Consider the following 19,929-nt stretch of genomic DNA (forward strand, 5'->3'; position numbering starts at 1 on the left):
TTCGCTCGCACCTCAGGGAGCATGGATTTCGGACACTCACGAGTGTTCTTTCGTGGTCCACGACGGCCGCTAGGCCGCAGATACTGAGGTGCGAGGAGCGACAAACGTTTTGTTCCCTGAGGAACGATAGCGACGAACGTTTTGCTCCCTGAGGTGCGAGGAGCGATAGCGACGAGCCTCGAAGGGTCTGGCGAGGTATCTCACCAGGACCCTTCGAGGCTCGCTTCGCTCGCACCTCAGGGAGCAGAACGTGCGCTTCGCTCGCACCTCAGGGAGCAGAACGTGCGCTTCGCTCACACCTCAGGGAGCGGGGGCGGGGCTACGCTCACACCTCAGGGAGCGGGGGCTTCGCTCACACCTCAGGGAGCGGGGGCTTCGCTCACACCTCAGGGCGGAGGGCGCGGAATCACCGCCGCGGGTCGACGAGCACCTTGGTGTGCGAGCTGCGCCCCGAATCGAGTTCGGCGAACATCGATTCCAGGTCGCTGAGACCGATGGTCCCGCTGTGCATCGACGCCACGTCGATGCGCCCTTCGGCGACCAGAGTCATCGCGCCGAGGAAGTCGGAGTGCGTGTACGCGAGCGAGCCGATGACGGTCAGCTCGCGGCTCTGCCAGTCCCCATAGCTCACCGACGAGTCGGTGCCGGGATACCCGAGCAGCGCCAATGTCCCACCGCGGCGGACCAGTTCAGCACTGGGTTGGAATAGCGAGGCCACCCCCGAACACTCGAACACAACGTCGGCGCCGAGTCCGGAGGTCAGCTCGTCGAGTCGCTGCTCGAGCTCGGTCGGGTCGACGACATCGGTGAAGCCGAGCGCCGTGGCGGCGTCCCGGCGGGCCTGGGACGGCTCGGACACGACGATGCGGCCGGCGCCCGCCGCTCGTGCGTGCTGCGCGGTGAGCAGGCCGATCGGTCCTGCGCCCTGGATCACCACGTTGGCACCCAGTGGAACTCGTGCTCGACGCACCGCGTGATAGGTGACGGTGGCGGGTTCCATCAGTGCCGCCTCGATGTCCGACAGGTTGTCGGGGACCGGGATCGCGCGGCGCGCGGAGACCCGCAATCGGTCGGCGAAGCCTCCGTGGGCGGCTGCGCCGGGGGAGATCCCGTTGGCCTCGGCGAACGCGAGATCGCAGTTGTCCGCGTGCCCGGCGCGGCATTGCGCACACACACCGCACGCCGGCCCGACACCCGCGACCACACGCTGGCCGATCCGCAGGTGCGAAACCCCCTCGCCCACTGCGGAGACCGTGCCCATCCACTCGTGGCCGAACACCGCGGGAGGAAGACCGGCCGACTGATAACCGTGGGTGTCGGTCGCACAGATGCCGCAATATCCGATGTCGATGATCACCTCGCCTGCACCGGGCGTCGTGTCCGGATCGGTGGTGGTCTCGATCACTCCCGGCTCGGCCACTCGGACATATCGGGGCGCGGTCGTCGTGCTCATCGGTTCCTCATTTCCCTGTCATGCGGGCAACGACCGGGGCGAACTGTTCCAGAGCCCGGTCGCCGATGGTGAAGTAGGAGAACCCGAACTCCTCGCGCCGTTGCTCGAGCTGTTCGCAGATGTCGTCGACCGATCCGACGAGGGCGTGCGGGAACGACCGGAGCTCGGTGGAGGTGAAACCCGTTCGTTCACAGAGTGATTCCTCGGTGACGTCGGTGGCGCCGTCGATCGCGACGAAGTACGCCCCGGTCTCCAGTTCGATGTCGGCCATCCGGTCGCCGGCACCGGCGCGGACCCAGTCGAGCTTCTTGCGGGTCTCGGCGACCGTGGACGTCGCCACGCTGTCGGAGCCGAGCTTGCCCGACCGGTTGTTGAAGTTGATGCTCACGATGTCGGCGGTGGCACCGGCGAGCGTGAGTACGCGTCGGGCGCCGCCACCGATCATGATGGGCGGAGCCGTCTCCGGTACGGGGAGGGGCGCGAACCCGGTGGCGCGCACGCCTCCGCGGTCGACGTCGATCGGTGTACCGAGGAACTGCTGCTGACACAACTCGACGGTCGCAGCCAGACGATCGACGCGGTCACCCGCAGGCGGGAACGGTACGCCCATCGCCTCGTATTCGGCACCGAGCCAACCGGCGCCCAATCCGACCTCGATGCGCCCGGGAGCGAACATCGCGAGCGTCGCAGCCTCTTTCGCCAGAACGACGGGCTCGTGATAGCTGGTGCAGAACATCCGGCACCCGATCACCAGCTCGTCGGTGACCTCCGCGGCGACGGCCATGCTGGTGATCGGCGCCAGGGTGACCGGCCGGTGGGCGGTCGGGTCCAACGCGGGGCCGGGGCCGATGTAGTGATCGGACACGTGCAGCGCCGAGTAGCCGAGGTCCTCGACCATGCGAGCTGTCTCCCGCCACTGCGCACCGGTCTCGGATCGGTACACCTGAGCAGCAAAGCGAAACGGGCGCTTGGGGTGTGAGGTCATGACGGTACTTTCGAATCGTGGTTCCCGGGAGCCGGGTACCGGTGGGACGCGGCGGCGTCGGGGTTCTCGGGCAAGGCGGGTACGCGGGCCAGCAAGCGGCGGGTGGCGGTGCCCAGTTCGATCGCCCAGCGGCGCGGGTCGGCGGCACCGCGGGCCGACGGGACCTCGACACTGACCGACGCGGACGGCCCGATGGCAGCAGCCAGTCGACGCAATGGCAGAGCGCCCGCGCCTGGTGGCAGCCGATTGCCCCGGGCCTCGGTCATCGCCGCAGTGTCGTCGCGCGCCGGACCGGCCATGCGGGCGTCACACAGCTGCCAGTACGGAATCCGCCCGTGCGCGACCTCGGTGTCGAGTCCGTCGACGGTGCCGCCGGCACGCGACCAGTGCAGGGCATCGAGCAGAAGCCCGGCTCCGGTGGCCTCCGATTCGTCGAGCAGTATGCGGCCTGCCCGGAGGTCGCGGACAGCGGTGAAGACCATCGGTTCCAGACAGCAGCGCAGTCCGTACTGCGCGGCCGCCTGCGTCAGTGCGGCGAGATTGTCGCCGGCACGGTCACGATCGTCGTCGAGGACGGTGGCGATCAGATACCGGGCGCCCAGCGCGGCGCCTGCGAACAGGACCGGCTCCCAGTCGGATCGGGACGAACCGGGGTGGATCTTCACGACCTCGACGTCGAGTACGTCCAGACCGTGGTCGTCCAAGGCGAGCAGGGTGTCGGCGAGCAGACGCGATCCCTCGCCGAGCAGGTGTCCGCGTTCCCCCGGTCGATCGGACACCCGAACTCCGACCGCGTCGAATCCACCGGCCGCCGCGTACTCGATGAATCGCGGTGGTGGTACCGCCAACGCGGACAACGACGCGAGCGAGACGAGGCGCGTCGACGACATCTTCCCACCCTCTCCTGTAGTTGCTCGATCCTCTGGCTCTGAACGAAGGTCGCCGCGGCCGCCGATCGATGGGCCGAATGCCGTCGGCGTGCGCGAACTCTAGACTGTCGCGCCGAGCAGTTCGGCCGCCCGCTCACGTGCGAGCGAGAGCACCTGCGGATTGCCCGAATTCCACAGCACGGTCAGCCGTTTCGCACAGATTCGCCACTCCCCGTCCACCAGCGCCACGTCGTCGGTGTAATAACCGCCGATCGTGAACATCGCGTCGCCTCCCGCATTCGGCAGCACATGCTCGGCCCGGACATAGGTGACCACGCGGCCCGTGCCGGTCTCCGAATCGACGGTGATGTCGTGGTTCGACAGGAAGTGCTGGGAAGCCGCAAGTCCGGGGAAGAGCATCCGACCGCGCTGTACCCAGTCGTCGGCGCGGAAGCGGCCGGCGTGGCCCGCCCGGTAGCTCGAGTAGTCGATGTCGATCTCGTCGGTGAAGACCGAACGATAGAGGTCCCAGTCGCGCAGGTCGATCCCGCGCGCGAAGCGAGCCATCAGCGACACGATCGCCTCGTGATCGGTGGTCATAGATCGTTCTCCTCTCGGTGCCCCGGATCCCCTGTGCCCGGTCCCACTCACGCCGGCATCTGCAGCGAGATCTTCTCGAAGTACTCCTCGAGACCGTCGGGCCCGAGTTCACGACCGATGCCCGACTTCTTCATGCCCCCGAACGGGGCCATCGGGTTGAAGCGTCCACCGTTGATCGCGACCTGACCCGTGCGCAACCGTCGCGCGATCGCGACCGCCGCGTCGTCGTCGGCGGCGAAGACCGCTCCGGAGAGCCCATAATCCGAGTCGTTCGCGATCGACACCGCCTCGTCGACATCGGAATACGCCAAGATGGTCAGAACCGGACCGAACACTTCCTCACGGGCTATCTGCGTCGAGTTGTCGACCCCGCTCACGACGGTGGGCCGGACGAAGTATCCCCCGGCCAGCCGGGGCTCGAGGCCCGGTACCGGGCCGGCGCCGCCGGCGAGGACGCGCGCGGCGCCCGGAAGGGACTCGAGGAACCCGAGTACGACGCGTCGCTGGCCGGCCGAGGCCATCGGCCCGACGTCGATCGACGGGTCGAGCGGATCGCCGACCGTCATCGCGTGCACGAGCTCGGCCACCCGTTCCTCCACTCGGGCCAGATCCTCCCGCGACACCAGCAGACGCGTGGTCGCCGCGCAGGTCTGACCGTTGTTGACGAAGCAGCCGCGTACCGCTGCCGCTACGGCGGACTCCAGATCCGCGCCGGGAGCCAGGATGAAGGCCGACTTACCGCCTAGTTCCAGGGCGACTTTCTTGATTCCCGATGCAGCAAGTTCGGCGACTGTGGCACCGGCCGAGGTGGACCCGGTGAGACTCACCAGATCGACACCCGGATTGGTTGCGAGTCGCTGGCCGACTTCGCGGCCCGGACCCGACACCACATTGAGCACGCCGGCCGGGAGTCCGATGAGGTCGGCGATGTCAGCCACGGCGAAGGCCGCCAGCGGCGCGACGCTGCTGGGTTTGACCACCGCGGTGCACCCCGCCGCCAGCGCGGGGGCCACCTTCGCGGCCAGCTGGTACAGCGGATAGTTCCACGGCGTGATGGCGCCGACGACGCCGGCTGGCACCCGCAGGATGCGCGAGTTGCCGCGACGCTCTTCGAGCGGCAAGGCCTCCAGTGCATCGGCCATCGTCCGGAAGACCGCGACTCCGAGACCCACCTGCACGGTGCGCGAACGACTGATCGGGGTACCGACCTCGCGCGTCATGATCCTCGCGAGGTCGTCCTCGCGGGCGGCGAGTTCGTCGGCGAAGCGCCGGAGCACGGCCACCCGGTCCGCCACCGGCACCTGCGACCAGGACTGGAAGGCGACCGATGCCGCCTCGACCGCGGCGTCGCAGTCCGCGGCGTCCCCGTCGGGCACGCGCGCGAGAACCTCACCGGTCGCTGCCTCCCGTACCTCGATCCGGGCGTCGGACGACGACGGCACCCACCGCCCGCCGATGTAGTGCGCGTCGCGATCCAGCGCCCCGACGGCTTCCGGTGTGCCGCCGGTGGCGACCCCCGGGGTCGATCCGGTTGCTGTCCTCGTCATGTCGCGCCTCTCTGCCCGTCGTCCGCGCAGTGGCGGCCGTCACAGGTCAACACTAGCCGTCAATGAGCACTCGCTGTCAAGTAAGTGCGCCTAGCGTCAAACTCTGTTCACAGTTTCGCCAACTTTCTTGACATGCACTACTATTTGGGTAGTTTATGAGCAGCGTCACAGCTGTCCGACCGGCCACTCGCCGGCCGGCACACACCACGCCCCGACCTGGGGCCCGACCATCGCCTGCAGGAGCATCATGAACGACCTAGCGATCAACACCTCGGCGCCGACCACCGCAGCAGACGAGCTGGTCGGACTCGTGATGAAGGGCATGTACCGCGGACCGGTCAGCGCGGAGCTACAGGCTGTCGTCGATGCCGGGCACGCCGTGGCCAAGGGCCCGATGGTCATGCCGACACCGGCCGGCATCGCCGAGGCGAGCCGCCTCGTGCGACTCCCGGAAGGCGGCGAGCAGGAGCAGGCACTGATGGAGTTCCTGCGCGCGTTCCTCCCGGTCAACCGGCGGCTACGTGAGCTGTGCACCGCGTGGCAGTGCCGTCCCGACGGCTCGGCGAACGACCACTCCGATGCCCAGTACGACGCGCGGATCCGTGACCAGCTCGACGACATCCACACCGACGTGTCCAAGCTCCTGCGTCGCGCGGGCAAGTCGACTCCCGAGCTCCTCGACCACCGGGACCGTCTCCGCGTCGCCCTCGAGCGATTCGACGACGGGGACACCGCTTCCCTGACCTCGCCGATGACGGACGGGTACCACACCGTGTGGATGTGGCTCCACCAACATGTTCTGATGCTGCTCGGCGTCACCCGCGCGCAGGACGAGGCCCTCGAAGAGGAGCTCGTCGCGGGCGCCGCAGGATGACCCTCTCCGAGAGTGCGGTCCACACCCTCACCAGGATCGCGGTACCGCACGGCCAGGGCCGGGCGCGGGGTCTCGGCGCCGCCGACCTCGGGGTCCACGGCGAGGAGATGGACAATCTCGTCGGACTGGGCCTGCCTGTCGTCCCCGGCCTGACCATCCCCGTCGGGGCCGGGGAAGAGCTCGCGAACCGCGAGACCGCGGGCGTGGCCATCGACCTCCTCGAGAAACTCGCGGTCCGCGGGATCTGGCCGGCCGTGCGCACCGAGCGCCGGCCGATGCTGATGCATCTGCGGTGCAGCGCACCCGTGCCCGTATCGGCGCTGCCGCCTGCCATCTCGGTGATCGGCCTGTCCACTCGCAACGTCGACGCGCTCGTCGAGGTGATCGGCCGCGACCGCGACATCTTCGACTCGTGGGCCGAGACGCTCCGATTCGTCGCCGAGAACGCCCTGGGTGTCGACCCAGACGACCTCGATGACGTCGTCGACGACCACCACGACAGTCGCGCACGCGTACCCGCACTCCTGGACCTGATCGAGGACTCGACAGGCGTCGCCTACCCTGCCGACCCGTCCGAACAGCTCGGATTGGCGGCACGGGCCATGCTTGCGCGCTGGGCCTCTCCCCGCGGGCAGCGCGCCCGAAAGGCACTCTCCCTGCCCGACGACCTCGGCATCGCACTGCACCTCCGCGCCCTGCGTCTGGGGTCGTGGAATGAATCGGGATACGGATCAGCGACGAGCCGGGATCTCGAGACCGGCAGATATGCGCCGCATGGCGTCTTCCATCTCGGCGTCCGTCGCACCGACCCCGACCCGGGTCCCGCCGAGCCGCTGGGCTCGATGCCGGGCGGGACGGCCATCCTCGACCAGATCTTCGCCACCCTCGAACCTCACCTCCGCGGCGTCGCCCAGGTGGAGTTCGAGGTACGCGACCGCCAACTGGCCCTGCTCAGCGCCGGAGCGGTCGAACATCCCGGGCCGAGGGCCGTCACCACCCTCGCCGTCGACCTGGTCAACGACCACGCGATCGGTCGCCGCGAGGCGGTCGCGATGCTCGATCCGGATCTGATGCAGGATCTACTCCATCCGCAGATCAAGTTGACCGGATCGGAAGAGTTACTCGCACAGGGACTCCCGGCGTCGCCAGGCGCCGCCACCGGCGAGATCGCACTCAGCGCCGACACTGCGCTGCAGTGGGCGGCCGAGGGACGCAACGTGATCCTCGTCGCGGCCGAGACCAGTCCCGCAGATGTCCCCGCGTTGCTGGCGGCCACCGCCGTCCTGACCTCCAACGGCGGACTCGCCTCGCACGCCGCGGTCGTCGCACGCGGCGCCGGTCGTCCGGCGGTCTGCGGCGCCACGTCGCTCCGGATCGACCGGGCCGCCCGCACCGTGACCAACGGTGACCTGACGCTGGCCGAGGGCGAAGTCGTCTCCCTGAACGGTCGCACCGGCCACGTGTACCGAGGCGCCGTGACGATCCGCCCCGCGGAACCGTCCGCCGAACTGGACCGGTTGCTGGGCTGGGCCGATGACATCCGACGACTCGGTGTGCGTGCCAACGCCGACAACGCAGAGGACGCGGCGACCGCGTTCCGCCTCGGTGCGGAGGGAATCGGCCTGTGCCGTACCGAACATCAGTTCCTCGGGGACCAGCTTCCGCTCGTGCAGCGGCTCGTGCTCGCCGACTCGGAGGCCGAGGAGATCGAGGCCATCACCGCGTTGACCGCGGCGCAGGAAGCGGACTTCACCGAGCTGCTGCGCGTCGTCGGCGACCGGCCCATCACGGTGCGACTGCTCGACGCTCCACTGCACGAGTTCCTACCCGCCGACGGCCGGTACCGGAATGAGGAGCAGGCGCGACGCGCCGCCGACACCCACGAGTCCAATCCGATGCTGGGTCTGCGCGGCGTGCGATTCGCGATGATCCAGAAGCGGCTGTACCCGGCCCAGGCCGAGGCGCTGTTCCGCGCCTGGGTCGCTGTTTCCGCCGAAGGACTGAACCCGCAGCTCGAGGTCATGATCCCGCTCGTGTCCCTGCCGGGAGAGTTGGCCCGGGCCATCGCGCAGGTCCACGAGGCGGCCGCCTCGGTCACCGCCGATACCGGTGTGTCGGTGCCCTACAAGGTGGGCAGCATGGTCGAGACTCCACGCGCCGCCCTGTTGGCCGGCTCACTCGCCGACGATGCCGACTTCCTCTCCTTCGGCACCAACGACCTGACCCAGCTCACCTACGGGTTCTCCCGCGATGACGTCGAGAAGACCATGCTCACCCACTACCTAGAGCACGGCCTGCTGACCGACAGCCCCTTCGCCGTCCTCGATCCCGACGGTGTCGGTGCCCTCGTGTCGCGGGCGACACTCCTCGCGCGCAGCACCAAGCCGGAGATCAAGCTCGGCGTGTGTGGCGAACACGGTGGCGACCCGTCGTCGATCGAGTTCTTGAACTCCGTCGGTCTGCACTATGTGTCGTGCTCGCCGCGCCGGGTGCCGGTCGCCCGCCTCGCGGCCGCGCGCGCGGTGCTCAACGCCGACTGAAAGGCTGTTCATGGCAACCGAACTCGACGATCTGCGGCTGGCCGTACGTGACGCCGTCGACTCCCTGGGCGGGCCGGCGGTGTGTCGCGACCTGGATCTCGACGGACCCGGGTGGGATTCGCGGGCGTGGTCGGTGCTCGCCGAGCAGATCGGTGTCGCCGCGATCGGTGTCCCCGAGAGCCTCGGCGGCCTGGGCGGACTAGCCGAGCTGGTCGTCGTCGCGGAGGAACTGGGCGCCGGAGTCCTGCCGGTGCCCTTCCTCTCGACGGTCCTGGCCGCGCAGGTGCTGATCGGCGCGGGGGGCGCCGACGACGCACTCGAGGAGATCGCTGCCGGCGCACCCGCCGCGCTCCTCGGCCTCGACCGACACGGCTGGTACGACGCCGACAGCATCCCGTTCGAGACCACATCGGGCGCCGGTGGCGAGACGGTGAGCGGCGTGACCGCCTCGGCCCTCGGCGCCGCAGGGGCGAGGTGGTTCGTCGTACCCGCCCGGACCCCGGACGGTCCCGCACTGTTCCTCTGCGACGCAACGCATGCGGGGGTTTCGGCGACTCCGCTGCCCACGCTCGACCTGTCTCGTGCACACGCCGCGGTCACACTGTCGCAGGTGCCGGCGCGCCGGCTCCACGTCGCCTCGCCCGAGTCCGTCGTCCTGCCGGCGCTCGACGTCGCGTGCATCGTGCTCGCCGCGGAACAGGTCGGAGGCGCGCAGCGGAGTCTCGACCACACCGTGGACTACGTGAAGGAACGACGGCAGTTCGACCGCGCGATCGGCAGCTTCCAGGCCGTGAAACACACGTTGGCCGATCTCCTCGTCCTGGTCGAGTCGTCACGCTCGGCGGTCACCCGCGCCGTCGATGCCGACGATCTCGCCGAGGCGTCGTCTCTCGCGCGCGCATGGTGCAGCGATGCCTACCGAACCGTCAGCGCGGAAGCGCTACAGCTGCACGGCGGCATCGGATTCACCTGGGAGCACGACTGCCACCTGTACTTCCGCCGCGCACGAGCCGACGCACAGTTGTTGGGAACCAGCAGCTTTCACCGCGAACGACTGGCTGTCACCCTGGGTTGGTGAGCTGCCCTCCCTGAGGAGCGAGCTTCGCAAAAGGGTCTCGCAACCTCAGTCGCCGGACCCTTCGAGGCTCGTCGCTATCGCTCCTCACACCTCAGGGAGCAGAAGGCTCGGTGCCCTCCGCAAGCTCCGGGCGCTCCTCAGGGAGCAGAAGGCTCGGTTTCTGCGGCCTGGCGGCCGTCGTGGACCACGAAAGAACACTTGTGAGTGTCCGAAATCCATGCTCCCTGAGGTGCGAGCGAAGCGAGCCACGAAGGGTCTCACAACGTGTCTCACCAGGCCCTTCGAGGCTCGTCGACCTCGACGCGCTCCTTCATCGCTTGCTCGGCCCGGCGGCTTCCGCTCCTCGCACCTCAGGGAGCAGAGGTTATGCGGTTCTTTCGGATCAGGGAGCAGAAGGCTCGTCGCTTCTTTCGGATCAGGGAGCGGGGTGGCACACCTCAGCGGCGGTCCCGAGCCGAGAACGGCCGATCCTTGTCGACGCGCGGCTCCGGCGGGAGTCCGAGGACTCGTTCCCCGATGATGTTGCGCTGGATCTGATCTGTCCCGCCCGCGAGGCGATAGCCGGGACTGCCCAGCAGATGTTCGGTCCAGGCGAACCGGCCCGGGTCGCAGTCCACCGCAACATCGTTGCCGAGCAGATCGGCGGCGATCTCGCCGATGCGGACCAGCACATCCGACGCCATGAGCTTGCCGACGGATGCGGCCGGACCCGGCGATCGTCCGGCGGCCGCCGCGCGCGCCACCCGGTCGGCAGTGGCCTTGCGCAGCTCTGCCCGGATGTACACGTCGGCGAGCTGCTGGCGGATGACCGGGTCGTCGGAGGACCCCACCTGCTGGGCGAGCTCGACGAGTGCGGCGACGGAGCCGCCCTTCTTCCGGGTGACCGACCCCGAGGCTGTCCGCTCGAACGCCAGTGTGGCACCGGCGATCTTCCAGCCCTGCCCGATGTCGCCCAGACGCGCGGTATCCGGAATGCGTACGTCGTTGAGGAACACCTCGTTGAACGAGGCCCCGCCGCTCATCTGCCGGATCGGCCGGATCTCCACACCCTGCGCATCTAGCGGGATGAGAAAGGCGGTGATGCCCTTGTGTTTGGGGAGGTCGGGGTCGGTGCGCGCGAGCAGCATGCCGAGATCGGCGAAGCGCGCGCCCGACGACCAGACCTTCTGTCCGTCGATTCGCCACCCGTCGCCGTCGCGGACCGCGCGACAGGACAGCGACGCCAGGTCTGATCCCGCGCCCGGTTCGCTGAAGAGCTGACAGGCCAGCAGGTCGGTTCGCAGCAGCGGCGTCGCATACTCCGCGCGCTGGCTCCCGGTACCGAACATGGCAACCGCGGGACCGACGAGTCCTGTCGTGACACTGATCAATTCGGTCGACGGCGGGACCTCGAACTCGAGCTCGGCACGAGCCACCTCGGACGCATACGATGCCGGCAGCCCGCGGCCACCATGCTCCGGCGCCAGGGTCAGGGCGCCGTATCCGGCATCGAACCGTTGGCGTCGATAGCGTCGCGCCGCGTCCAGCAGCTCCCGCTCCTTCTCGTCGGAGAGGTTGCGGAACACCGCCAGGTCGGCGGACCCTTGCGGCGTGACCGATCGCGGCGCGGCGACCGAGGCGAGCCAGTCGCGAACCTCGGCGCGGAACGCCTCCAGCCCCGATTCGTCCGCCCCGATGGCCGTGTGTGCCGGTGCCGACATCGGCATCCTCCTCAAACAGTCAGGACTGTGCACGCCGAGAGTCCCGGCGCGCCATAGACATGTGTGAATCCGACTCGCGGGCCGCCAGGGACTTGCCGACCCTCGGCACGACCCTGCAGCTGGCGTACGACCTCGTGGACCTGCCGCAGACCGGAGGCCCCGATCGGCTCACCGTTGGCGAGACAACCACCATCGGTGTTCACGGGCGTGCGGCCGTCGAAGTCGGTGGCGCCGGAACGGATCATCTCGTTCTGTTCACCGTGACCGCAGAGTCCGGTCTCGGCGAGATGGATGATCTCCGAACCGCTGTCGGTGTCCTGCACCTGCGCGACGTCGACCTCCGCAGGCCCGACTCCCGCGGCCGTGAACGCTGCGCGTGCCGCGTCGATGCTGGGGCTGTGCACCGGCCGTGGGGTCAACCACGGCGAGAACACCTCGAACGACCCGAAGCGTCGTGTCCGCACCTCCGCGGCGGCCAACCGGACGGGCTTGTCGCACAGATCGCGGGCCCGTTCGCCGGAGGCGAGGATGAGCGCGACCCCGCCCTCGCCCGGCGAACAGAACATGTATTGGGTGAGCGGACTGTTGACCGGGGCAGCGGAGAGGATCTCGGCCTCGGACAGCGACTTTCGCCGCCATGCCATCGGGTGGTCGGCGCCGTTCGCGAAGGCGCGTTCGGCGACGGCACCCAACAGCGAGTCGTCGAGGCCGTGTTCGGCGAAGTACCGGCGGGTCTTCATGGCGAAGTACTGGGTGGTGACCATCATCCCGGAACGGGCGTACCAGGGCCCCAGACCGTAGGCGGCCGGGTCGGAGCCGAAGGCACCACGCTCGTGTTTGTCGAAACCGACGACGGCGACGATGTCCGCGCGGCCGGACGTGATCATGTCGGTGGCGGTCGCGAGCGCGACACCGCCCGTGGCACAACCATTCTTGACGGTGACGAACGGGATGCCGGTCAGACCGAGCCGACTCACCAGTGAGTCCGGTTTGCCGGAGACGTTGCTGCCGCCGACGGCGGCATCGACGGCCTCCCAGCCCAGACCGGCATCGACGAGAGCGGAACGCAGGGCGTGTTCGCCCATGTCCATTCCGCTCACGCCGTTGTGCCGGCCGAAGGGATGCATCCCGGCTCCGACGATGTGCACATCCCGGCGAGTCATGCCGCGACCTTCTCGAACGCAAAGGTGGTGCAGTCGTCGAGCGCCGAGAGGCGCAACTCGACCTCGTCACCTATCGCGACCCGGGAGAGCACCCGCGACTCGACCAGGACCACGCCCAGGTCGACGTAGGCGACGACGAACGGTTCGAATCCCGAATCCGAGACCTGGAAGGGCGGTTTCGGCGGGAACGCCTGTTCGGTCCACGTCCACACGGTGCCGCGCCGCGGCAGTGGAACTCGCGACACCGTGGTACCCGAGCACCCGGGACAGCGAGCGGCGGCCGGAAAGACGACGACATCGCAGTCCGCGCAGTCCGAGCCGGCCAGGACCGGTGGATCGAGTTGCGCGAACAGCGATTCGTCGACGAGGGGTGGCGTCGAGGGTTCCACGGTCAGATCCCGGACAGGAGGGTGAGCGGCCGCCCCAGGATCTGCCCGACCGTGCGCAGGTACTCGGCCGCAGGCACTCCGTCGACCGCGCGGTGGTCGAACGTCAGGCTGAGGGTGAGCACCTGCGTGCGCACCGGAGTGTCATCCTCCCACCGGAATCCGTCCTTGACACGGCCCACACCGAGGATCGCCACGTTGCCCGGATTGATGACCGGGGTGAAGAAGTCGATCCCGTGGGCACCGAGGGTGCTGACCGAGAAGGTGGCTCCCTCGAGGTCGTCGAGTCCGAGCGTTCCCCCACGTGCGGCGGTCGCGAGTTCGCGGGTCCGGTCCGCGATCGCGCTGACCGACAGATGATCCGCGTCCCGGACGACCGGAACCAGGAGACCACCGTCGACGGACACGGCCAGACCGACGTCGATGCGTTCGGCGAGAACGATCTGATCGTCGACGATTCCCGCGTTGAGCAGCGGATGCTCGCGTAGGGCGAGGGCGGCGGCCCGGACGACGAAGTCGTTGAGACTCGGTGCGCGGCGCCCGGCTTCGACCGCCTCGACCTTGAGGGCCGCGCGCGTGGCGACCAGTTCGGTGACGTCGACCTCGTACCCGTGGGTGAGCTGAGCCATCGAGTGCAGGCTGTCCATCATGTTCCGGGCGATGGCGCCTCGCATGCCGCGCAGCGGGATCACGTCGCCGGGTCGTGGCCCGTCCGGTGTTCGAGCGCCCCCCGCCGGTGCCGCTGATCGGGTTACAGCCGAATGGGTTTCGCCTGCGGCGCGCTCGACGTCGGAGCGGGTGATGCGTCCGCCGATGCCGCTACCGGTCACGGTCGCGAGATCGACGCCGAGTTCGGCGGCGAGCTTGCGCACCACCGGACCGACGAAACCTGCTGCTGCGCCCGGATTGTCGACCGTCGCCGGCCGCTCGACCTGGGTCTGTTCCGGCTGCGGTCGGGCCAGGAAGTCCTCGACGTCCTCGGATACGATTCGCCCGCCCGGACCGGTGCCGGTCAGCCTGGTCAGATCGACCCCGGCCTCCGCCGCGACGCGTCGTGCATTCGGCGAGGCCTTGAGCCGACCGCCGGCGGCGGCAGCGGTGGCGGAGTCCACTGACACCGCCGGCGCCACCTCGGATGAGGCATCAGTCGGTGAGGGCGTCGCCGGCCCCGCGTCACCGTCGGGCGATGTCGCGCCTTCGGGCACCGATTCGCCGTCGGCGAGCAACCATCCGACCACGGCGCCGACGGGCAACACGGCGCCCGCCTCCACGGCGGTGGCGAGCACTCCTTCACCCTCGGCTTCCACGTCGACGTCGACCTTGTCCGTCTCCACCCGGAACAGGGTGTCGCCCGACGAGACCCGTTGGCCCGGCGCGGCCACCCATCCGCCGATCACACCTTCCTGCATCGTGAGACCGAGTTTGGGCAGGACGATCTGGACGGCCACGATCAGTTCCTTTCCAGGAGTCGACGCGCTCCGGCGACGATCCGATCCGCGTCCGGGACGTAGGACTTCTCGAGCGGGGTGCTGAACGGCACGGGGGTGAACGGCGCACCGATACGCAGCACCGGTGCGTCGAGGTGGTCGAAGGCCTCTTCCTGGATCTGCGCCGCGACCTCGGCCCCGATCCCGCCGAAGGTCACGGCCTCGTGGACCACCAGGATGCGGTTGGTCTTGCGGGCAGATTCGACGATCGCCGCGGTGTCGAGAGGCTGCACCGACCGGGGGTCGATGACCTCCGCGGAGATACCGTGCTCGGCCAGCGCTTCCGCGGCCTTCAGCGCCTCTGCCACCATGCGGCCGAACGCCACGATGGTGACGTCGTCGCCGGCGCGCGGCACGGCTGCCTCGCCGATCGGGATCTCGTAGATCTCCTCCGGGACCTCACCGCGCGATCCGAGCAGCACCTTGTTGAGCATGAAGACGACCGGGTTGTCGTCCCGCACCGCGGACACCAGCAGTCCCTTGGCATCCCGGGCATTCGACGGCATGACGACCTTGAGCCCGGGTGTGTGTGCGAGCCAGGTTTCCAGGCTCTGCGAGTGCTGTGCGCCGGCGCTGACGCCCGCGCCGTAGGCGACGGCGATGACCATGGGCACCTTGACCTCGCCGCCATACATGAACTTCATCTTCGCCGCCTGGTTCACGACCTGATCCAGGGCGACGGCGAGGAAGTCCATGAACATGATGTCGACGATCGGTCGCAGTCCGCGGGCCGCGGCCCCCACGCCCAATCCGATCAAGCCCATCTCGGCGATCGGGGTGTCGACCATGCGTCGCTCCCCGAACTCGGCGAGGAGGCCGTCGTACATGTGGAAGACGCCACCGTAGGCGGCCACGTCCTCACCGATCACGAAGACGTCGTCGTTCTCGCGCATGACCTGCGCGACACCCTCGTTGAAGGCCTTCACATAGGTGGTCGACCGCGCTGCCGGAGCCGCGCTGTCTGCGCCGGATTCAGTTGCGATGGTTTCTGTTGCAGTGGACATGTTCTCGGCTTCTCCGGGTCAGACGCTGTAGACGTTGAGCGCGATGTCGGCGGGGTCGGGATACGGACTGTTCTCGGCGAACGCGACGGATTCGACGACGTCGGCGTCGACCTCGGCCCAGATCTGGGCGAATTCGGCTTCGGTCGCGACGCCTTCGGAGACGGCGCGCGCTTCGAGCAGCTTGATCGCGTCGCGCTCCATCCAGGCTTCGACCTCGTCCTGGGTCCGGTAGGTCTTGCGCAGCCCCTTCACACCCTGGTGGTCGTAGTAGCGGTAGGTCTTGGCCTCCACCAGCGACGGGCCGCCGCCGTTGCGTGCGCGCTCGACGGCCCGTCCGACTGCCGCGCGCACCTCGATCGCGTCCATGCCGTCGCAGATCTCGCTCGGCATCGCGTAGGCCGCAGCGCGGTCGGCCACGTTCTCGAGCTTCATGTGGTTTCTCAGCGCCGTGAACTCGGCGTAACCGTTGTTCTCGCAGACGAACACGACCGGGAGCTCGAGAATGCCGGCCAGGTTTGCGGCTTCGTGGAAGGCGCCGATGTTGCTCGCTCCGTCACCGAAGAACGGGATCGCGACGGAGTCGTCACCGCGGTACTTGGCCGCGAAGGCGGCCCCCACCGCGATCGGGATGCCGCCGCCGACGATGCCGTTGGCGCCGAGCATGCCGATCGACAGGTCATTGATGTGCATCGATCCGCCGCGTCCCTTGCAGTAGCCATCGACGCGCCCGAAGAGTTCGGCGAACATCTGGCGGAACTGGGCGCCCTTGGCGACGGCGTGACCGTGGCCGCGGTGCGTCGAGGAGATCTGATCGTCGTCGCGCAGGTTGCTCATGGCACCGGCCGCGACGGCCTCCTGTCCGACGTAGAGGTGCAGGAAGCCGGGGAGTTTGCCGCCCTCCATCAGCTTCCCGGCCTCGGTCTCGAACTGCCGGATGCGCACCATGCGGCGGTGGAGGTCGAGGACGACGTCCCGTCCGGGCATCGGCTCCGGGGGCCGGGTCGGTCGGTCGGTCGCGACCGCGACGCTGGTCTCGGTGGTGGTCACCATGACACCTCTCTGTGCTGACTGTGCAGGTGGGGCGGCTGTGGAGTGTCGCCGGACCGCAGACTTTGTTGATCGCTTCTGCAGTATGTGTCACTACTGTAGACGATTGTTAGTAGAATCACTATCAAGTTAGTCGCCTACTGCGGCTCACTTCCGACCCTTACTTGACTTGCACTCCAGTTAACCCGACGATGAGTGCGCAGACAACCCGTGCGAAGGAGTGGTGACCGATGCTCGACCGGATCCGAGATCGCGCGGCAACCGACCCCGCCGGCCTCGCCCTGGCCGACGATTCCAATTGCCTCACATGGCAATACACAGCTGAGACACTTGGCCGACTCGCCTCCGCGCTGCGCACGGTGGCTCCCGGACCCGATGATCGGATCGCGATCATCGGCGAGAACCGCGTCGAGACGCTACTGGCCCATGTGGCCGCGATCGGGGCCGGTGTCGGAACCGTCGCGGTCTCTCGTCAACTGACGGCGGGCGAGATGGCTGACCAGTTCAACGACGCCGCATGCGTCGCGGTCGTGACCGGCCCGTCGGGCTTCGACGCGGCGGCGGAGGCCGCCGCCGGGGCTGCCACCACGGTGATCACCCACAACGTCGACGCACCGGTTCGGCTCCCGCAGTCGGTTGCGCACCTCGACTGGCAGGACCTGATCTCGACACCGGCGGCCCTCCCGACCGACCTCGCCGAGCGGCCGGCGCGACCGCCGCTCGTCTACACCTCGGGTACGACGGGGCGGGCGCGCGGCACCGAGGTTCGCTGGTTGCCCGGCTCCGCGCCGAACGCGGCCGCGTTCCAGCAGGCGGTGGCGGCACGGTCCGGCTATCCCGCCGGACCCCATCTCGTCGTCGGTCCCCTCCAGCACAACGGGCCACTCACCTCCATCCGCCATCTGCTGTCGGGCGAACCGGTGGTCGTTCTCGGCCGCTTCGACGCCGAGCGGATCCTGGACCTCATCAGCACTCACAGCGTCGCGTCGACGCTGATGGTCCCCACTCACTTCCAGCGTCTGCTGGCGCTGCCGGCGGAGACCCGGCTGTCCTACGAGGTGGGGTCCCTCCGCTATGTGGCGCACACCGGTTCGGCGTGCCCGGCCGAGGTGAAGCGCGCGATGATCGACTGGTTCGGTCCGGTCCTGATCGAGTCCTATGGCGGCAGCGAGATCGGCACCGTCTGCAAGATCGACTCCCACGAATGGCTTGCCCATCCGAGTTCGGTGGGGCGCGTGGTCGACCCGTTCGAGGTCGTGGTGGTGGGTTCGGACGGCGAAGTCCTGGGGCCCGGCGAGACCGGCGTCCTCGGGTTTCGTACGCCACCGGGCCGCGAGGTCGTCTACCACGGAGATCCGGAGAAGACCGCCAAGGCCTACATCCTCCCCGGCGTCGCCACACTCGGCGACGTCGGGCATGTCGACGAGGACGGCTTCGTCTTCATCACCGACCGGGTGGCCGACATGGTGGTCTCCGGCGGCGTGAACCTGTATCCCGCCGAGAGCGAACAGGTGCTGCGCGGGCACCCCGACGTCGCCGAGGTCGCCGTGATCGGGATACCCGACGCCGATCTCGGCGAGGCGCTGCTGGCACTCATCGTGCCGAGAGCGGGCACCGCACCCGACGTCGAGGCGATCCGCGTCTTCGCCAGGGAGTCGATGGCGTCGTACAAATGTCCGAAAAACTATGTGGTCGTTGATGACCTGCAGAGAAACGCCATGGGCAAGCTCGACAAGAAGGCGCTACGGCGACCCTACTGGGACTCCGACCGGACCATCGCCGGCTGAGCACACCGAGAGGCACACATGATCGAGATCCTGTTCGTCCGGCACGGCCAGCCGGTCTCCGGAATCCGCAATCCCGAACTGGCGCCCGCGGGCATCGCCGACGCCCGGCGACTGGCCACCTGGCTGCAGCACGACGCGATCGACCTGATCGTCGCGAGCCCGTACTCCCGGGCGCTACAGACCGCCCAGGTGATCGCCTCGGAACTCTCCCGCGACATCGACCACGTACTCGACGACCTCCGGGAGTGGGATGACGACATCTCGCCGGAGGACTACACCGCCGTCGAGGACATGGCCGCCGACGACCCACGGCTACTCGCCGTCAGCTCGGGGCGCTACGAGCAGTACGTGCCGTCTCTCGATCTGCCCGCCTTCCGGCGGCGCGCGCGTTCGGCACTCGAGGAGATCCTGGGGCTACGCGACAGTGGCCGGATCGTCGCCGTCGCGCACGGCGGGATCATCAACGCAGCTCTCGCCGACGTGCTGGAGATGCCGAAGACGTTCTGGCACAACCCCGCCTACACGAGCATCGCACGGGTGCGCCGCCTCGACTCCGGGGTCCTCGTCGTCGATTCCGTCAACGACACCGCACACCTGCGCGGCATGCCGTTCGCCTCCGACCCCGATACACTCCCGGCCACCGCGTTCGACGGTGAGCTCGCCCGATGACGGGCATCACGGCCCCCGGCCCCGGGACACGCGATGCTCCCTCGCTCCGGAACGAGATCGTCGACAGTCGCGAGACGGTGGCCGCGGCCAGCAAGATCATCCTGGTCCGACACGGTCTGCCGGGCGGACCGGCCGGCCCGGATCCCGGCCTGGGACCCGAGGGTGTCGACCAGGCCCGTCGGCTCGGCGCCTGGCTGGGTGGGCTCCCCGTCGTGCAGGTGGTCGCGAGCTCGTACATGCGCGCGCACGAGACCGCGCGGCATGCTGCCGAACCACTCGGACTCGAGGTCAGGGTCGACGAGCGGTTGCGCGAATGGGACAGCGATCGCGCTGTCTACGCGACCCCGGAGGCGATCGCCGCCACCGACCGGGGTCGAGCCTTTGCCGAAGGCCGATACGACGACTTCGTCCCCGACTATGACCGCACCGCCACCGCGGCCCGGATGCGTGCGGCGGTACTCGATGCGGCGGCTTCGGCACCGGGCGAGCTGTCGGTACTGGTCTCGCACGGAGGCGTCATCAACACGCTCCTCAGCGACATCCTGCAGACGCCGTCACCGTTCTTCTTCAACCCGGCTTACACGTCGGTTTCCCGTATCGCAGTCACCCTCTCCGGTCGCTTGGTCGTGCAATCGGTCAACGAGACAGCACATCTCGGCTGACTCGCTCTTTCTTGACAGAGAAACCTGTTACTGTTCGGGACATTGGTGATGTGGCCCACATCGCCATCAGTTCCCGAG

At 68.6% G+C, this 19,929-nt stretch carries 17 protein-coding genes; 6 read left to right on the forward strand and 11 right to left on the reverse strand.

What is annotated here, in order from left to right; genetic code table 11:
* Window positions 1-406: 406 nt before the first annotated feature.
* The 5 genes from ACFW3F_RS14170 to ACFW3F_RS14190 form a co-directional block, all read right to left on the reverse strand.
* The gene (locus ACFW3F_RS14170; protein ID WP_388058335.1) at window positions 407-1,453 is read right to left on the reverse strand and encodes a zinc-binding dehydrogenase; all 1,047 of its coding nucleotides are present in this window, start codon (window positions 1,451-1,453) and stop codon (window positions 407-409) included.
* A 7-nt stretch (window positions 1,454-1,460) separates the two neighbouring features.
* Window positions 1,461-2,438: a TIGR03621 family F420-dependent LLM class oxidoreductase gene (locus ACFW3F_RS14175; protein WP_388058337.1), complete on the reverse strand. Its 978-nt coding sequence runs from the start codon at window positions 2,436-2,438 to the stop codon at window positions 1,461-1,463.
* The gene (locus ACFW3F_RS14180; RefSeq protein WP_388058339.1) at window positions 2,435-3,328 is read right to left on the reverse strand and encodes a sugar phosphate isomerase/epimerase family protein; all 894 of its coding nucleotides are present in this window, start codon (window positions 3,326-3,328) and stop codon (window positions 2,435-2,437) included. The genes ACFW3F_RS14175 and ACFW3F_RS14180 overlap by 4 nt, the downstream gene beginning before the upstream one ends.
* 99 nt (window positions 3,329-3,427) lie before the next feature.
* Window positions 3,428-3,907 carry a nuclear transport factor 2 family protein gene (locus ACFW3F_RS14185; RefSeq protein WP_388058341.1) on the reverse strand — a complete coding sequence of 160 codons (480 nt, stop codon included), beginning with the start codon at window positions 3,905-3,907 and terminating at the stop codon, window positions 3,428-3,430.
* 47 nt (window positions 3,908-3,954) lie between these two features.
* Window positions 3,955-5,454 carry an aldehyde dehydrogenase family protein gene (locus ACFW3F_RS14190; protein WP_388058342.1) on the reverse strand — a complete coding sequence of 500 codons (1,500 nt, stop codon included), beginning with the start codon at window positions 5,452-5,454 and terminating at the stop codon, window positions 3,955-3,957.
* Between the two features lie 247 nt (window positions 5,455-5,701).
* Between ACFW3F_RS14190 and ACFW3F_RS14195 the strand changes: the two genes are divergently transcribed.
* The 3 genes from ACFW3F_RS14195 to ACFW3F_RS14205 are packed head-to-tail and all read left to right on the forward strand — an operon-like array spanning window position 5,702 to window position 9,946.
* Entirely contained in the window at window positions 5,702-6,328 is a 627-nt protein-coding gene (locus tag ACFW3F_RS14195) for a hypothetical protein (RefSeq protein ID WP_388058344.1), read from the forward strand.
* Window positions 6,325-8,868: a putative PEP-binding protein gene (locus ACFW3F_RS14200; protein ID WP_388058346.1), complete on the forward strand. Its 2,544-nt coding sequence runs from the start codon at window positions 6,325-6,327 to the stop codon at window positions 8,866-8,868. The genes ACFW3F_RS14195 and ACFW3F_RS14200 overlap by 4 nt, the downstream gene beginning before the upstream one ends.
* 10 nt (window positions 8,869-8,878) lie before the next feature.
* The gene (locus tag ACFW3F_RS14205; RefSeq protein WP_388058348.1) at window positions 8,879-9,946 is read left to right on the forward strand and encodes an acyl-CoA dehydrogenase family protein; all 1,068 of its coding nucleotides are present in this window, start codon (window positions 8,879-8,881) and stop codon (window positions 9,944-9,946) included.
* A gap of 437 nt (window positions 9,947-10,383) precedes the next feature.
* Here the strand turns inward: ACFW3F_RS14205 and ACFW3F_RS14210 are convergent, their stop codons facing one another.
* Genes ACFW3F_RS14210 through ACFW3F_RS14235 form a run of 6 tightly spaced genes read right to left on the reverse strand, consistent with a single transcriptional unit; the run spans window position 10,384 to window position 16,736 of the window.
* On the reverse strand, window positions 10,384-11,646 hold the full coding sequence (locus ACFW3F_RS14210) for an acyl-CoA dehydrogenase family protein (protein ID WP_388058351.1): 1,263 nt from the start codon (window positions 11,644-11,646) through the stop codon (window positions 10,384-10,386).
* An 11-nt stretch (window positions 11,647-11,657) separates the two neighbouring features.
* Window positions 11,658-12,809, reverse strand: coding sequence for a thiolase family protein (locus ACFW3F_RS14215; RefSeq protein ID WP_388058353.1), 1,152 nt, complete (start codon window positions 12,807-12,809; stop codon window positions 11,658-11,660).
* Entirely contained in the window at window positions 12,806-13,198 is a 393-nt protein-coding gene (locus ACFW3F_RS14220) for a Zn-ribbon domain-containing OB-fold protein (protein WP_388058355.1), read from the reverse strand. Before ACFW3F_RS14220 ends, ACFW3F_RS14215 begins: the two co-directional genes overlap by 4 nt.
* A gap of 2 nt (window positions 13,199-13,200) precedes the next feature.
* Window positions 13,201-14,643 (reverse strand): 2-oxo acid dehydrogenase subunit E2, encoded by a 1,443-nt coding sequence (locus ACFW3F_RS14225; protein ID WP_388058357.1) that lies wholly within the window; start codon window positions 14,641-14,643, stop codon window positions 13,201-13,203.
* Window positions 14,644-14,645: 2 nt separating this feature from the next.
* On the reverse strand, window positions 14,646-15,686 hold the full coding sequence (locus ACFW3F_RS14230) for an alpha-ketoacid dehydrogenase subunit beta (protein WP_388058359.1): 1,041 nt from the start codon (window positions 15,684-15,686) through the stop codon (window positions 14,646-14,648).
* A gap of 18 nt (window positions 15,687-15,704) precedes the next feature.
* A complete protein-coding gene (locus tag ACFW3F_RS14235) occupies window positions 15,705-16,736 on the reverse strand; it encodes a thiamine pyrophosphate-dependent dehydrogenase E1 component subunit alpha (protein WP_388058361.1) in 1,032 nt (343 codons plus the stop codon).
* A gap of 227 nt (window positions 16,737-16,963) precedes the next feature.
* On the opposite strand from ACFW3F_RS14235, the gene ACFW3F_RS14240 reads away from it, so the two are divergent.
* The 3 genes from ACFW3F_RS14240 to ACFW3F_RS14250 are packed head-to-tail and all read left to right on the forward strand — an operon-like array spanning window position 16,964 to window position 19,851.
* Complete coding sequence (locus ACFW3F_RS14240; RefSeq protein ID WP_388058363.1) at window positions 16,964-18,520, forward strand: AMP-binding protein; 1,557 nt, start codon at window positions 16,964-16,966, stop codon at window positions 18,518-18,520.
* Between the two features lie 18 nt (window positions 18,521-18,538).
* Window positions 18,539-19,189: a histidine phosphatase family protein gene (locus tag ACFW3F_RS14245; protein ID WP_388058365.1), complete on the forward strand. Its 651-nt coding sequence runs from the start codon at window positions 18,539-18,541 to the stop codon at window positions 19,187-19,189.
* Window positions 19,186-19,851 carry a histidine phosphatase family protein gene (locus ACFW3F_RS14250; RefSeq protein WP_388058367.1) on the forward strand — a complete coding sequence of 222 codons (666 nt, stop codon included), beginning with the start codon at window positions 19,186-19,188 and terminating at the stop codon, window positions 19,849-19,851. Before ACFW3F_RS14245 ends, ACFW3F_RS14250 begins: the two co-directional genes overlap by 4 nt.
* The last annotated feature ends 78 nt before the right edge of the window (window positions 19,852-19,929 follow it).

Origin of the sequence: Gordonia sp. NPDC058843 (assembly GCF_042743165.1) — a bacterium.
GTDB lineage: Bacteria > Actinomycetota > Actinomycetes > Mycobacteriales > Mycobacteriaceae > Gordonia.